The following is a 15,690-nucleotide window of genomic DNA, read 5'->3' on the forward strand; positions in this document are numbered from 1 at the left end:
GTATTTTATTTAATTAAACTATGTTTTAAATAATCAAATTAAGAACTGTAATAGTTTTTCTCATTTATGGCTATCCTTGTAACGACAAAGGTGGTGAATACGTTGCAAGGAACATGGATTTCGTTATTGCCATTTCTGATTGTCATTCCACTCTCGATTTGGCTTCGCGAAATATTGCCGGGGCTCGTAATAGGGCTGATTGTTGGAGCTTTTTGCTTAGAGAAGCATTGGCTCTATGCGATTAAAAGGGCTGTAAATGCATTATTACAGACGATAACAGATATCGAACATGTGAAAGTTGTCATGTTTCTGTACTTATTCGGCGCGCTGATTGGTATGATGCAAATTACTGGTGGAATCAAAGGGTTTGTTCAATGGATTAGTCAAAAGCTTCATTCGAAGCATCGTATGTTATTGTTTATATGGCTTACTGTTCCATTTACATTTTTTACTCCGATGTTTCGCACTATGTTAATCGGTCCAGTCATGAAATCGATTCTCGGAAAGTTTCGGATCGATAAACGGAGAATGGCGTATATTATCGATGTTTCAACTGAACCGATTATCGTGTTGTTACCGGCCGCAACGGCATTTGTCGGCTTTATGACGTCTGTTGTTGAAGGAGCGCTCAACCAAAATGGAGTGAAGACGTCAGCGTATCAACTTTTTCTTGCCAGCTTACCATATAATTTTTTTGCGATCATTGCTCTTATCGTAGGATTAGTGACAACATTTATGAATATTCGGATCGGGAAAGAAGGGAGGGAAAGAGCAGAAGGGGAAACGAATCAATTTCACCGATTAGGATTGAAAAAAGAGCTTGCATTAGTCGTCGGTGAACCGCTTCATCTATTTTTTCCGCTTTTTCTCGTTCTTGTATTGACGATATTTTTCTTTTGGTATGACGGAAGTAAAAAAGGAGCAAATACAATTTTAGCAGCCTTTTCCACAGCAGATGCAACGTTAGCGATGCTGCTTGCGCTTTTTGTCACGATCATCATCACCACGCTGTTTTATTTATTTCGTCGTCAGCCGCTTCATGAGCTCATTTATCACTTTTTTGATGGTGGAAATCAACTCATGGCACCGATCGGCATGCTTCTCCTTGTTTGGGCGTTGTCGCTGACAGCGGAGGATTTGGGATTCTCGCGGTATATCTCGTCTACGTTTGGGACATTGCTTCCGAAAGAAATTGTTCCGGCTACGATGTTTGCTCTTGGTTCATCAATTTCCTATTTTATCGGAACATCTTGGGGGACATGGGGGCTCTTTATGCCGCTTGGTGTTACATTAGCAGCGGCGACAGGAGCATCGTTGCCCATGACGATTGGCGCAGTATTTGCAAGCGGGACATTCGGCGCTTTTGCTTCTCCATTAGGGGATACGACGATTACAACTGCTTCAATCATGGATTTAGACTTAATGGAATATGCAAAGTATAAACTAAAAATTTCTTTATTGTGCGGCGGTCTTTCTTTAATTAGCTACGTGATCGCTCCGATATTTTTGGCGTAAATAAAAGCCGATGGTTTGTTCCATCGGTTATTATATTATTTATACAAACTATGTTCTAAATAACCAAATATAAATTTACAAAATATTATTGAAATAAGAAACCATTCTCGCTATGATAAAAGAAATAACTATTGCATACTGACTAGTCAATAAAAGAAGGGGTGATCGTATGGCAACCCATGTTACAAACGTAACAGTGCGTTTTAGTGAGACAGATGCGCTTGGACATGTGAACAATACGAGTTATTTCGTTTATCTAGAAGAAGCGCGGATTCGTCTGTTTGAGCAATTAGGCTACGGAACAGACGTTACAACATGGCGATTTATTCTTGCTTCTGCGAAATGTGATTTCGTCAATCAAGCGTATTTCGGGCAAACACTGAAAATCGAAACAAACGTCTCAAAAATCGGCAATAAAAGTTTTCAGCTCGTTCATCGCATTTTGGATGCGAAAACAGGAACATTGATTGCTCTTGGCGAAGCAGCCGTTGTTTATTTTAATTTCGAGACACAGCAAAGCGAATACCTTCCCGACGATTTACGAGAGAGACTGCAATGTTATGTTCTCTCCGATTCAGAACAAGTGAAATAGCACAACGAATATATGATTAACTGTTGGAAATAGTCAGTCCCCTACGACGCCAGCCGCCTCTTACAATCCGAATGTTTTAATAACGGTATGATATTGAACATCCCTTTTAATAATTACAAATATCAATAAGGAACTAGAGAAAAACCGCTCTAATTCCTTTTTGTTTTGTTGTTCAAAATCATATGGACAACTTTTCTTGTTCCCATTATGCTGAATAAAAACTGATTGCACCAATGCTCATAAAAAACACCAGTATTTCATTAATTGTTTTTGTATAGAATATTCTAGCTCTTTTCCGTTTTTATTTGTTTTTTCACTATGAAACACACTTGATAAGCGATTGTCTTGATCAAAAATAATATTTTTTGTTAGCTCTATGATGAGTTTCCTATATCGTAAGAAATAAACAATTTTCCGCCGTCTGTACAGCTGTTCCTTATTTATGACAGCTTTTTTTATTGACCATTTTTCCGCTCCTCACATACTGTATGAGTAAAAAGTACAGGAAGGAGGAACCACAATGGAAATCAAAGCAACTATTGGAGATACGACGTTTATATGCCGTGGAGAGTTAGAAGCGTACTTTCAACCATTTCGTGAGGCGACCATTGGAACGAATTATCCGTTTACCTCCCCTTTCGGACAACAGCGAATGATTTATGCTGACTGGACAGCAAGCGGACGTCTTTATAAGCCGATTGAACAAAAAATCATAGAAGAATTAGGTCCGTATGTTGCCAACACGCATACGGAATCGAATATTGCAAGTACAAAAATCACACTAGCGTACAAACAAGCGAAAGAAATTATCAAACATCATGTTAACGCGGGACAAGATGATATATTAATTATGGAAGGATCAGGAATGACCGGTGCCATTAATAAGCTTCAACGCTTACTTGGGTTACGTGTACCTGAACAACTCAAGTCCTATATACAACTCCCTGAAGACAAAAGACCGATCATCTTTATCACTCATATGGAGCATCATTCCAATATGTTATCATGGATGGAGACGATCGGAGATGTCGTCACGATTCGGCCAACAGCAAACGGCGATGTCGATATCGATCATTTACAAGAACTGTTGCAACAATACGCCCATCGACCGTTAAAAATCGGCGCATTTACTGCTTGCTCGAATGTCACAGGTATTCAAACTCCTTATCATACGCTAGCAAAAGTCATGCACGAACATGGAGGGATTTGCTTTATCGATTTTGCTGCTTCAGCTCCATACGTTTCCATCAATATGCATCCAGATGATCCACTGGAACAATTAGACGGCATTTATTTTTCGCCCCATAAATTTTTAGGAGGGCCAGGTAGTGCTGGCGTGCTCATTTTTAATGCACGCTTATATAAAAATCGTATTCCTGATCATCCGGGGGGCGGAACTGTACTATGGACTAATCCATGGGGAGAATATCAATATGTCGATGATATTGAATCGCGTGAAGATGGAGGGACACCGCCATTTTTACAAACGATTAAGGCCGCATTAGCCATTAAGCTGAAAGAAAAAATGGGCGTTGATCGTATTTTGCAACGGGAAAAAGAATTAGCGACATTACTTTTATCGCATATGAAGCGAATTCCCGGGGTTCGTATTTTAGAAGGAAAGAGGGAAGACCGGCTTGGCATTGTCTCATTTATTATTGAAGGAATGCATTATAACTTAGTTGTCAAAGTATTGAATGACCGCTTCGGCATTCAAGTGCGTGGAGGATGCTCATGCGCAGGTCCGTATGGTCATTATTTGTTGAATATTGACCAAGCAACATCACATGAAATCATGAAACAAGTCAAAGCGGGTAATTTGTTGTACAAACCGGGATGGGTGCGGATTTCTGTTCATCCGATTATGACAAACGAAGAAATATACGAAATCGTTCGTGCCATTCGACTCATTACGCGGCATAAAGGCGAGTGGAAACAAGAATATATGTATGATCAAACAAAAAATGAGTTTTATCATCATCAAGATGACAGAGATGTTCGTCAGTTATTTGCGCTTTAAGCTGCATATCATTTTCATTCTTCTTGGATAACGGGTAAAATGAAGAACAAATGAAAAAAAGAAAAGGGGAGAGTCATGAGCGAGTTATATCATTTATTTCTTCGCACCGAACGGGAGAAACGACTGCATGAACAAGCAGCACAGCTAGCAGAACAGTTTCGGAAGCGCGCTCATTGGTATGACGAACAGGCAACATTTCCATTCGAAAATTTTACCGACCTAAAAAAAGCGCGTTTTCTTTCTCTTACCGTTCCTAAACAATACGGAGGGGAAGAAATTTCTCTCTATGAATTTTTACTAGTTCAAGAGACGATTGCGCAAGGAGACGGAGCTACGGCTTTATCGCTTGGTTGGCACTTAGGACTCGTCATGAATCTTGCGGAAGAGAAAAAGTGGAATCCATCCTTGTTTGCGCGTGTGTGCAAAGAAATTGTTGAAGAGCAACGGCTACTTAACAGCGCTCAATCGGAGAAAGCAACAGGAAGTCCTGCGCGCGGCGGAAAGCCGGAAACGACAGCAGAAAAGCGAAATGGCCGCTGGGTGATTCATGGTCGGAAAACGTATACATCGCTCGCTCCGGCGCTTGATTATTTTATCGTGTCCGCCACCATTAAAGAAACGGGGGAAGTAGCTAATTTCCTTATTCCGAAATCCGCTGATGGCCTCAAAATTGAAGAAACATGGAATACTCTCGGGATGAGAGGAACAAGGAGCGATGACTTAATACTCGAGTATGTAGAAGTGGAAGAAGAGGCCCTTGTGGAAAGATTATCACCACAGAAAAAAGGCCAGCCACAAGGGTGGTTATTGCATATTCCTGCTTGTTATTTAGGCATTGCCATCGCGGCGCGCAATGAAGCGATTGCATTTGCAAAAACGTATCAGCCAAACAGCTTGCCCCACCCGATTGCCAACGTGCCGGAAGTGCGGAGAAAAATCGCAGAGATTGACATTAACCTCATGACCTCACGTCATTTTATGTATTCGATCGCCGATCAATGGGATCGCAATCCAGAGAAACGAGCCGAGATGAAACAAGAACTCGCCGTTGTTAAATATGTCGCCACAAATACAGCAGTGAAAGTTGTTGATTTAGCGATGCGCGTAGTCGGAGGACAAAGTTTATTTTCATCTCATCCGCTCCAACGTTATTATCGTGATGTACGTGCCGGATTACATAATCCGCCTGCTGATGATATCACGCTTTCACTTGTTGCCAATCATACTTTGGATGGGTGATGATCTCCTATCCTCGAAGCGTTTCAGAGGGCCAGCGAGGAAGGGTTCATTGAATTCGGCTCTGTCACGTTTTGTGGCCGGCCGAATGTCCGGCAGCATATCCTCCCGCTGCAGTGGGATTGAAGCGTCGTGAGGAGATGGTCGCCATTTAGATGAAATGTACTTTTTATTCAAAAAGAGCAGTCAGATATCTGACTGCTCTTTTTTTGTGAAGGATTAAACAAGCTCCTTCCGCATAAATTGCGGCAACTGGAAGCATTGTTTAAGCACCGCTTCATTAATATATTTTGTATCAGATGGTAAGGACGTCGTTTCCGGAAGTGAAAGAGGAATGTTTGCCCCGATGGTAAAACTCCATAACCCACCAGGATATGTTGGTACGGTTGCGGTATAAATCGACGCATACGGGAATAATTGACAAATATTTGCGTACGTTTGTTTTAATACATCCATATGAAAAATCGGAGACTGGCTTTGACAAACCATAAGCCCGTCTTCTTTTAATGCGCGACGGACACTTGCATAAAAGTCATATGAAAACAGTTCTTTCGCTGGTCCAACTGGATCAGAGGAATCAATAATAATCACATCATACGTATTAACATGCTCTTTCACAAAAGCAACTCCATCAGTATATACATAACGGACGCGTGGATCCGAAAGATTACCAGAAACATCTGGAAGATAGTTTTTGCATGAAGTAACGACCATCTCATCAATCTCAACGAGGTGAATTTCCTCGACTTGTTCATATTTCGCCACTTCTCTGGCTGCACCACAATCTCCACCGCCGATAATTAATACCTTTTTCGGTGCTGGATGGAATTGAAGTGGAACATGAGAAATCATTTCATTATAAATATGACCGTCAATCGACGTTGTTTGTACAACTCCATCAAGAACGAGCATTCTTCCGAAATCGTAGGAGTCCAAAATCATTACATGTTGGAATGGAGACTGCTCGGAAAAAATGATGTCTTTAATCCGATAGCTGATTTTTAAGTTTTCACGATCATCTTCTGTTAACCAAAGTTCACCGTTTTCTGTTTTCATATAAGGTGGTAATGGCTTTGATACGTGCTTCATTGTAACCTCCTTCAACAATCTCTAGTTTTTCTCATACCTTTCTAATATTAATATATTTTGCGAAATGTGACAAACGAAGGAGATTCATTTAAACAGAGAGCCATTGGTCTGTGTCGAATATCTCCACACGTTCGGATTGGGATTGCTTCTTTTTTCATTATTGACCAGCTGGAATCCCTATAGAAGCTGTAAGCACGTGGCTTTCTCTACCTGTTTCATTGTATCACCTATTTTTATTAGTATGTATAAAAAACGGAAAAATAAAAGAGGTTTGCTCCTAAATGATAAGCAAACCTCAAACTTGTTTGAAAATTGTTTGCAAGCTTTGTTTATTATGAAGTAAATCCGCTAATGTATATGAATCAAGTACACACAAAAACGCTTCTAGCGCTTCATGTAGCACGTGTTTTAATTGACAGACAGGAGTAATGACACAATGGTTTCCGTGACTAGCAAAACATTCCACAAGGGATAGATTATCTTCTGTCTTTCGAACAACCGCACCAATTCGAATTTCTTCTGGCTGCATAGCAAGGCGAATGCCCCCGTTTCGTCCGCGGATTGTTTCGATAAATCCCAGCTTCCCAAGTTCATACACAATTTTGCTTAAGTGATTTTCTGAAATTGCAAATGCCTGGGAAATTTCTTTAATGCTCGTTTTTTCCCCGGCTTCGAGCGTTCCTAAAAAGAGGAGTACGCGCAGGGCATACTCTGTATAGTTTGTTAACTGCATGATATTCACACCTTTAAAGTCTTGTTCTATCGTTCATTTTAGCATAAAAAAGCTTCAATTTTAAAATCATTCAATTGTGAACAATTCATTAAAGATGTATTTGAAATATTGCTTTTAGATAAACTATATGCTTCAATAAAGATGTATATAAAATACATCTTTTTTTGCGAGGGGATATAGGAATGAGTACGACAAAGCCACTATTAAGTGAAAAAACGATTCAAATCGTCCAATCTACCGTTCCTGTTCTTGAAGAGCACGGAGAACAGATTACAAAGCATTTTTATCAACTCATGTTGTCCAATCATCCAGAACTACTCAACATTTTTAACCATGTCAATCAAAAACAAGGGCGGCAACAAAAGGCGCTCGCAGCCGCAGTATATGAGGCAGCCCAACATATCGACCGTTTGGAGATGATTTTACCGGTTGTCAAACAAATTGCTCATAAACACCGAAGCTTAGGAGTGAAGCCGGAACATTATCCGATTGTCGGAAAGTACTTACTATTAGCGATTAAGGATGTATTAGGTGATGCGGCGACCGATGACATTATCGAAGCGTGGAAAGAAGCATACGAAGTGATTGCTGATGTGTTTATTCAAATAGAAGAACAAATGTACAACGAAGCGGCGACGAAACGCGGAGGATGGAAAGACTTCCGCAAGTTTGTTGTACAGAAAAAAGTGAAAGAAAGCGATGTAATTACGTCCTTTTATTTAGTGCCGGAAGACGGTGGCGATATTAGCGAGTTTTTACCGGGGCAATATGTTAGTGTCAAAGTTCGCATTCCTGGCGAGACATACACGCATATTCGCCAATACAGTTTGTCGGATGCACCAGGAAAAGAGTATTATCGCATTAGTGTAAAACGAGAAGCAGCGACCGAGGAAAAACCAGCAGGAATTGTTTCCAACTATTTACATGAACATATCCATGCAGGAGATATATTAGAATTAAGCGCCCCAGCAGGCGTTTTCACGCTTGATATAACGGATGATACGCCGGTAGTTCTCATAAGCGGCGGAGTTGGAATTACACCACTACTCAGCATGGTCAATACGCTTGTCGAGCGGCAACCAAAGCGGAACGTGACATTTATTCACGCGGCAATCAACGGAAATGTTCATGCGTTTGATGGGCATATGCGCCGCTTAGCGGAACAACATCCAACACTTTCTTATTATGTGTGCTATCAATCTCCTTCTGATAAGGATCGACAAAATCCTTATTTTGCGAAGGAAGGATTCATTGATTGGCCTTGGCTTCAATCAGTTGTTCATGAGAAAAAGGCAAACTTTTATTGCTGCGGTCCGATTCCGTTTATGAAAACGGTCTATCACGCCTTAAAAGAATGGGGCGTACCGGAAGAACGAATTCACTATGAATTTTTTGGACCAGCTGGTGATTTAACGAAATAACTTGAAAAGGCATCTCTCCCGTTCACAAGAGATGCCTTTTTCGTTATTTTCGGGTATTATAAAGAAAAGGAGGTATGGTGACGGATGGGATACGAATTAGCCACGTTTGCCGGCGGCTGTTTTTGGTGCATGGTATCGCCATTTGAAGAACAGCCGGGGATTATCAAAGTTGTATCGGGATATACAGGCGGCCACAAAGAAAACCCAACGTACGAAGAAGTGTGCACACAAACAACCGGCCATTATGAGGCAGTGCAAATTACGTTTGATCCGGACATTTTTCCTTACGAAAAACTGCTCGATATTTACTGGCGACAAATTGACCCAACCGATGAGGGCGGGCAGTTTCATGATCGCGGTGAATCATACCGAACAGCGATTTTTTACCATAGCGAGGAACAACGCCGCTTAGCGGAGAAATCGAAACGCGAATTAGAAGAAAGCGGTCGTTTCTCCAAACCGATTGTAACCAAAATTTTGCCTGCTTCAACGTTTTATCCAGCAGAAAATTATCATCAAGATTATCATAAGAAAAATCCGATTCGTTATAAGCTTTACCGAGTCGGTTCTGGACGCGACGCTTTTTTGAAAAAGCACTGGCTTGATAAAGAACGGGATGAGATGTTGCGAAAAAAACTAACTCCTCTGCAATACGAGGTGACGCAGAGAAACGGAACCGAACCGCCATTTGATAATCCATATTGGAATAATACACGAGAAGGGATTTATGTCGATATTGTATCAGGAGAGCCGCTATTTAGTTCGTTGGACCAATTTGATTCCGGTTGTGGCTGGCCAAGTTTTACTAAGCCGCTTCATCCGGAAAATATTAAAACTGAGCTAGATCTTAGTCACGGGATGATTCGTACCGAAGTCCGCAGCCGCCAAGCCGATTCTCATCTTGGTCATGTCTTTAACGACGGTCCGGCACCAACGGGACTTCGTTATTGTATTAATTCGGCGGCATTGCGATTTATTCCAAAAGAAGATTTAGAAAAAGAAGGATACGGACAATATTTGTCTTTGTTTAAATAAAAAACGGTTGGAATTCCGACCGTTTTTTTGTATGATGAATAAAAAATTGTCATAATAGGAGGAACAGCAAACATGCACACATTTCGAGAACGTCGTTGGCAAACGTTTTTACAAAACTACCAAAATCGCGCCCGTTTAGTAATTTCATGCCCAGACAAACCGGGAATTGTTGCAGCAGTTACATCTTTTTTATACGAACAAGGTGCAAATATCGTAGAATCTAGTCAATATTCCACCGATCCTGAAGGTGGCACGTTTTTCTTGCGAATTGAATTCGATTGCCCAAACATTGCGGAAAGAAAGCAAGAAATCGAAAACGGATTTACATCAATTGCTCAGTCGTTTCAAATGAACTGGCGACTTCATTTACATAACGATATTAAACGAATTGCGATTTTCGTTTCAAAAGAAGAACATTGCTTGCTAGAGTTGTTATGGGAATGGCAGGCAGGGGAGTTGCTTGCTGATATTGCACTTGTCATCAGCAATCACGAACATATGAGAAATAGTGTGGAATCACTTGGGATTCCTTACTACTGCATTCCTGTCACAAAAGAAAATAAATCGGAAGCAGAACAGAAACAATTATCATTATTAAAAGAATATCAAGTTGATACTATTGTTCTTGCTCGTTATATGCAAATTTTGTCGCCAAATTTTGTCGCTGAGTTCCCGTCACGAATCATTAACATTCATCATTCCTTTTTGCCGGCTTTTGTCGGAGCCAGACCATACGAACGCGCCTATGAACGTGGCGTAAAGTTAATCGGCGCGACATCGCACTATGTAACTGATGATTTAGATGAAGGCCCGATTATCGAACAAGACGTGGCGAGGGTTGACCATCGACATCATCCGGAAGATTTAAAACGAATTGGACGAATTATTGAAAAAACCGTACTTTCCCGCGCGTTAAAATGGCATTTAGAAGATCGCGTCATTATTTACGGCAATAAAACGATCGTCTTTCATTGAACGAAGAAAGGGGAAACTCTTTCTTCCTTTTTTTACTGTATCCTACTAATAAAACTATGTTCTAAATAAAAAACAAACACAAAAAGCAGGATTTTCATTAATACAATGGAATTAGTACAATAAAAGAAAAGAATCTTTGTTCGAAAGAGGTGAAATCAATCAATGGGTGAAAAACGAACATCCAGCGGTTTTCTTTTAAAACAACGTGCGTTTTTAAAATTGTATTTAATCACATTGACAGAACAAGAACGTCTATACGGACTCAAAATATTAGATGTGCTTCGGCAAGAGTTTAAGCCATATGGCTACAAGCCGAACCACTCTGAAGTATATAAAGCGCTCCATGACTTAATCGAAGACGGGATTTTAAAACAAGTCAAACAAAAGAAGGAAGGAATGAAATATCAAGAGGTAGTGTATTATCGGTTTGCCGATGGCGGCTATGAAAAAGCGAAGTTGTATAAAAGGCAATTAAAAGCGGAATTAGACCGCTGTGAAGCGCTCATTCGAAAAGCGATTAAGGACAATTTCAGCTAATGGGAGAGCATTTTTACATATTTGCAAAGCTCTCCTTTTTCTTTTTGTTTACATAATATTTTTATATAAAACAATCATCTTTTTTTGCGTCACTGTCATTTATCTAGTAGAATAATAACGTATTTATGAAAACAAGAGAAAGGACGAATACATCGTGAAGCTTACATCACTGCCGTATGACATCGAACAAATCATTCAACATAGAAAACAGCAATTTTCTAATAGCGAAAATGCCGATCTCATCGGAAAAGGAGGCTATACTCCAGCCGATGAATCGATTTTATACGACGCCATCGTGGCGCTGTCACTTGGGAAAAATGTATTATTAAAAGGGCCGACGGGTTCTGGAAAAACGAAACTAGCGGAAACGTTATCGTTTTTATTCGGCCAACCGATGCATAGTGTTAACTGCTCCGTCGATTTAGATGCGGAAGCACTGCTTGGCTTTAAGACGATTCAAAATCGCGACGGAAAAACGACCATTGAGTTTATTCCAGGTCCTGTTATTCAGGCAATGACAAAAGGGCATTTGTTATATATTGATGAAATTAATATGGCCAAACCGGAAACATTACCGATTTTAAACGGGGTATTAGACTATCGAAAAATGATCACAAACCCATTTACAGGGGAAGTCATCAAGGCAAAAGAGACATTTGGAGTTATTGCTGCCATCAATGAAGGCTATGTCGGTACGGTGCCGCTGAACGAAGCGCTAAAAAACCGCTTTGTTGTTATCGATGTTCCGTATATTCAAGGAGATACATTAAAATCGGTGTTAATGGCACAGACAAAATTAACGGACAAAACGCTCATTGATCGCTTTGTGACACTATCCGCCGACTTAATTACGCAAGCCAAACATGGACACATTTCTGAGGAAGCCGCTTCCATTAGAGCGCTCATCGATACGTGTGATTTAGCCGTGTACTTGCCACCGCTTCGTGCTATTCAGCGCGGAATTATCGAAAAACTAGAGGATGAACGGGAAAAAGCGGCGGTGCAAAACATCGCGGAAACGCTCTTTGAGTGAGGGATCATCCATGAAACGGTTCATCCAATTTAATGACAAAAAAATCGATTCATTTTTGTTCATGCAGCTATCAGATTTAGCGAAAACATTGACAAAACAAAGCGATTGGGAAGTCGAATTCGGTTATCAATCCTACCTTGATTTCCGAAACCGCAAACTGTACGTCAGCTATTTTTGGGACAATCGACCAATCGAAGAAAAAGTAAACGGTTTAAAAAGCGATGTATGCTTGCGGGCAATCGGGAACCTTTTTCATACGGATGTTTCCGAAGTGGTGGCCTTCATCGAGCAAGTCAAAGCCACATCTCTTCCCAACTTTGCCAAACAACTATTTATGCTTGCCGAAGATTTACGTCTCGAAGAAATTTGTAAAAAAGAACGCCCGGGAACAAAAAAGTGGTTTCGTGTTCGCCGCGAAGTGTACCGACGCTATTTTCAAAGTCAAGCAAACGTCAACCTTGTCAAAAGCGTTCATACCGATGCCTTATTTAATGTTATGTACTTATTATTAACATCAGAATCACCACTTGAAGATGTACCGTCCATTCACGAAAACATCAACCGTATGATGCCTTGGATTCGCCAAACGATCAGCCAATTTTTTGATGCCGTTTCTACAAAAGACATAGCTCGTGTGACATTCACCCTCATCGATGCACTTGATGGGGTGTTAGAAAATGATATGTTGAATACGTATTTTTATCTTCCCGAGCATGGCTATGAACTTGAAGAACCGGCATTTACAATTGATGACCTTAAACGAAAAGATCCGCTAAACAATTGCGATGTGCTCGATAAAGAGAAACAGGGAGACGAAGACATTCATGAAGAAACGTTACCGACATGGCATCGGGAAACAAGTGACATGACAAAAAGCTTCTTGCGGTTTGAGCTTGAACAAGGCTCACAAACAGATTTATTAGGAGAAGGGGTGCGCGAGGGGGAAGAAGGGGATCAAGCGTTAGCGATTGTTCAAGGTTCCGCTCGAAAAAGCACACAAAACGATTATGCAAAACGAAGCGCATACGAGCAAAAACGTGACGTTCGTAAAAGCGGAGAGGGCTATGTTTATGGAAAAGAAAATCGCTATGCACAAGCGATCTTTTTATCTCCAAATCCCCCTTCTTTTCAGCAAATGGCTGAGTACGAGAAAAAGAAAGCAGAAATTATACCGTACCAGAAAAAACTCAAACAAATGATCGAAAAAACATTAGAGCATAAAAAGACATTACCGCGCACCGACTTACATTTTGGCCGCTTGCATAAAAAATTGCTTCGATTATGGACCGATGAACAGCCACGACTATTTTATAAAAAGCATGAGCCGTCTGCACAAATTGATGCGGTGTTTACGTTGCTTGTAGACTGTTCTGCGTCCATGCACGATAAAATGGAAGAAACGAAACGGGGGATTATTTTGTTTCATGAGGCATTGAAATCCGTGTTTGTTCCCCATCAAATTGTCGGGTTTTGGGAAGATCCGAACGAAGCAACTGAAACAAAGCAGCCAAATTATTTTCAAACGGTCATTTCATTTTCTGAGTCACTAAAAAAACAGAGCGGTGCAAAAATTATGCAACTGGAACCAGAAGAAGATAACCGTGATGGCTTTGCAATTCGCATCATGACAGAACAGCTGTTGCAGCGCACTGAAAAGCAAAAATTTTTACTTGTGTTTTCCGACGGAGAACCAGCGGCATTTGGATACGAACAAAACGGAATTATCGACACCCATGAAGCGGTGCTAGAAGCGCGAAAACATGGAATTGAAGTCATTAACGTCTTTTTGGCTAACGGAGATATCGACGAAGGCCAACAAACAACGATTCAAAATATTTATGGAAAACATAGCATTCTCGTTCCGAACGTAGAACAATTGCCTGACATATTGTTTCCGCTTTTAAAAAAATTGTTGTACAAAAGTTTGTAACAAATCATCAAAGAATGGGAATGATGATAAAGAAAAGGAAGGATCGGCGATGATTAAACTGTTTACGGACAGCGATTTAGATGGAATTGGTTGTGGACTGTTGGCGAAAATCGCCTTTGAGGATGAGGTAAGCATTTCTTATTGTTCATATCGGAACTTAGACGAACGAGTGCAGCAATTTATTGAAAACGAAGAACATGACGAAGCACACATATTTATTACAGATTTAGCGGTTGGAGCAGATGTTGAAAAAAAACTGGCGGAACGATTTGCGGCCGGGAAACATGTACAGGTGATTGATCATCACATTACCGCTTTGCATTTTAATGAATACCCGTGGGGATGGGTTCAACCTACTGATGAGTCTGGAAAAAAGACTTGTGCGACGTCATTATTTTATGAATACCTTGTTCGCGAACAAAAATTAGAGCGTAACGAAACGCTTGACGAGTTTGTCGACCTCGTTCGCCAATATGATACATGGGAATGGGAAGAAACGAATAATGTGCAAGCAAAACGGCTCAATGATTTGTTTTCGATTTTAGGAATTGATGAATTTTTTGATCAAATGAAAGAGCGCCTAACTGCAAATGCTCCATTTTCGTTAACGGAGACGGAAGAGCTTATTCTTAATTTGGAAGAAAAGAAAATCAATCGGTATATTCGCATGAAACAAAAACAAATGGTTCAACTTTGGATCAATGACCATTGTGTCGGTGTTGTGTTTGCAGAGCGGTATATATCGGAGTTAGGGAATGCCTTATCAAAGCGGTGTCCGCATTTAGACCTTGTCGCAATGGTCAACCTCGGCACGAAACATATCGGATTTCGGACGATTCATGATACGATCAATGTGGCAGAGTTTGCGAAGCAATTTGGCGGAGGCGGCCATCCGAAAGCATCTGGCTGTTTTGTCGACGATAAAACGTTTCCACTCTTTGTTGTAAATGCTTTTGGCTTACCGCCCATTTACCATGATGTCGAACAAAATCAATACAATACAAAAGAACAAGAAAGAGGCTTCTTTTTTAAAAACAATGAAGAAAAATGGTTTTTCCTTTTTGCGAACGACGAACATAAATGGGTGATTTCTTACGAAGATGGTAAGAACGAGTCATTTCAAAGTCTAGAAAAAGCTGAGCGATTTTTAAAACGCCAATTTGCTGCGGGATTAGCGGAAGACGCCGCAGTCATTGATTATTTGCACGAACACCTTTCACTAGAGAAAGAAACGATTCTCAACCATTATTCAGAAGCTGTGCAACAATATAAACATAAACAAAAAAGCTGATGTTGATGATTATCAAGACCTAAAAATAGCATATCAATTCTAAGACCAAATCGCATACTGATTTGGTCTTTTTAATTGTCTTGGTGAATTAATGAGTCACCAATATCGCACCAGGGATGAATAGTGATATAAGCGAACACGGGTATGGTTCGATTTTTACTGCTTCTATAGATTCAAGCCCTTCATTTGTGGATCTTGATGCTCATGGTGAAGCCTCTCAATCATCTATTCTCACAGTTATTATTCTTTTGTCTGAGTGGAATAATATTCGTAATATCCGTCC

13 protein-coding genes are annotated in these 15,690 nt (G+C 40.5%); 11 read left to right on the plus strand and 2 right to left on the minus strand.

Features of this window, described 5'->3' with window-relative positions; genetic code table 11:
* Nucleotides 1-102: 102 nt before the first annotated feature.
* From ISX45_RS06095 to ISX45_RS06110, 4 genes are all read left to right on the plus strand, one after another.
* Nucleotides 103-1,515: a Na+/H+ antiporter NhaC family protein gene (locus ISX45_RS06095; RefSeq protein ID WP_181556596.1), complete on the plus strand. Its 1,413-nt coding sequence runs from the start codon at nucleotides 103-105 to the stop codon at nucleotides 1,513-1,515.
* A gap of 169 nt (nucleotides 1,516-1,684) precedes the next feature.
* Nucleotides 1,685-2,107, plus strand: coding sequence for an acyl-CoA thioesterase (locus ISX45_RS06100; protein WP_181556595.1), 423 nt, complete (start codon nucleotides 1,685-1,687; stop codon nucleotides 2,105-2,107).
* A gap of 520 nt (nucleotides 2,108-2,627) precedes the next feature.
* Nucleotides 2,628-4,127, plus strand: a complete 1,500-nt coding sequence (locus tag ISX45_RS06105; protein WP_181556594.1) for an aminotransferase class V-fold PLP-dependent enzyme — start codon at nucleotides 2,628-2,630, stop codon at nucleotides 4,125-4,127.
* 75 nt (nucleotides 4,128-4,202) lie between these two features.
* Nucleotides 4,203-5,366: an acyl-CoA dehydrogenase family protein gene (locus ISX45_RS06110; RefSeq protein WP_194520266.1), complete on the plus strand. Its 1,164-nt coding sequence runs from the start codon at nucleotides 4,203-4,205 to the stop codon at nucleotides 5,364-5,366.
* Between the two features lie 216 nt (nucleotides 5,367-5,582).
* Here the strand turns inward: ISX45_RS06110 and speE are convergent, their stop codons facing one another.
* Both speE and ISX45_RS06120 read right to left on the minus strand, forming a co-directional pair.
* The gene (gene speE, locus ISX45_RS06115) at nucleotides 5,583-6,452 is read right to left on the minus strand and encodes a polyamine aminopropyltransferase (protein WP_181556592.1); all 870 of its coding nucleotides are present in this window, start codon (nucleotides 6,450-6,452) and stop codon (nucleotides 5,583-5,585) included.
* A gap of 295 nt (nucleotides 6,453-6,747) precedes the next feature.
* Nucleotides 6,748-7,185, minus strand: a complete 438-nt coding sequence (locus ISX45_RS06120) for an Rrf2 family transcriptional regulator (RefSeq protein ID WP_181556591.1) — start codon at nucleotides 7,183-7,185, stop codon at nucleotides 6,748-6,750.
* 182 nt (nucleotides 7,186-7,367) lie between these two features.
* On the opposite strand from ISX45_RS06120, the gene hmpA reads away from it, so the two are divergent.
* The 7 genes from hmpA (at nucleotide 7,368) to ISX45_RS06155 (ending at nucleotide 15,407) form a co-directional block, all read left to right on the plus strand.
* Nucleotides 7,368-8,606: an NO-inducible flavohemoprotein gene (gene hmpA, locus ISX45_RS06125; RefSeq protein ID WP_194520267.1), complete on the plus strand. Its 1,239-nt coding sequence runs from the start codon at nucleotides 7,368-7,370 to the stop codon at nucleotides 8,604-8,606.
* Nucleotides 8,607-8,690: 84 nt separating this feature from the next.
* Nucleotides 8,691-9,641: a peptide-methionine (S)-S-oxide reductase MsrA gene (msrA, locus tag ISX45_RS06130; protein WP_194520268.1), complete on the plus strand. Its 951-nt coding sequence runs from the start codon at nucleotides 8,691-8,693 to the stop codon at nucleotides 9,639-9,641.
* Between the two features lie 72 nt (nucleotides 9,642-9,713).
* Nucleotides 9,714-10,616: a formyltetrahydrofolate deformylase gene (gene purU / locus ISX45_RS06135; protein WP_194520269.1), complete on the plus strand. Its 903-nt coding sequence runs from the start codon at nucleotides 9,714-9,716 to the stop codon at nucleotides 10,614-10,616.
* Nucleotides 10,617-10,778: 162 nt separating this feature from the next.
* Nucleotides 10,779-11,153, plus strand: coding sequence for a replication termination protein (locus ISX45_RS06140; protein ID WP_181556587.1), 375 nt, complete (start codon nucleotides 10,779-10,781; stop codon nucleotides 11,151-11,153).
* A gap of 190 nt (nucleotides 11,154-11,343) precedes the next feature.
* A complete protein-coding gene (locus tag ISX45_RS06145) occupies nucleotides 11,344-12,186 on the plus strand; it encodes an ATP-binding protein (protein WP_373367408.1) in 843 nt (280 codons plus the stop codon).
* 10 nt (nucleotides 12,187-12,196) lie between these two features.
* Entirely contained in the window at nucleotides 12,197-14,116 is a 1,920-nt protein-coding gene (locus ISX45_RS06150) for a vWA domain-containing protein (protein WP_194520270.1), read from the plus strand.
* Nucleotides 14,117-14,165: 49 nt separating this feature from the next.
* On the plus strand, nucleotides 14,166-15,407 hold the full coding sequence (locus ISX45_RS06155) for a DHH family phosphoesterase (protein ID WP_181556584.1): 1,242 nt from the start codon (nucleotides 14,166-14,168) through the stop codon (nucleotides 15,405-15,407).
* Nucleotides 15,408-15,690 lie beyond the last annotated feature (283 nt).

The organism is Thermaerobacillus caldiproteolyticus (assembly GCF_015326725.1).
GTDB classification, from domain to species: domain Bacteria; phylum Bacillota; class Bacilli; order Bacillales; family Anoxybacillaceae; genus Thermaerobacillus; species Thermaerobacillus caldiproteolyticus.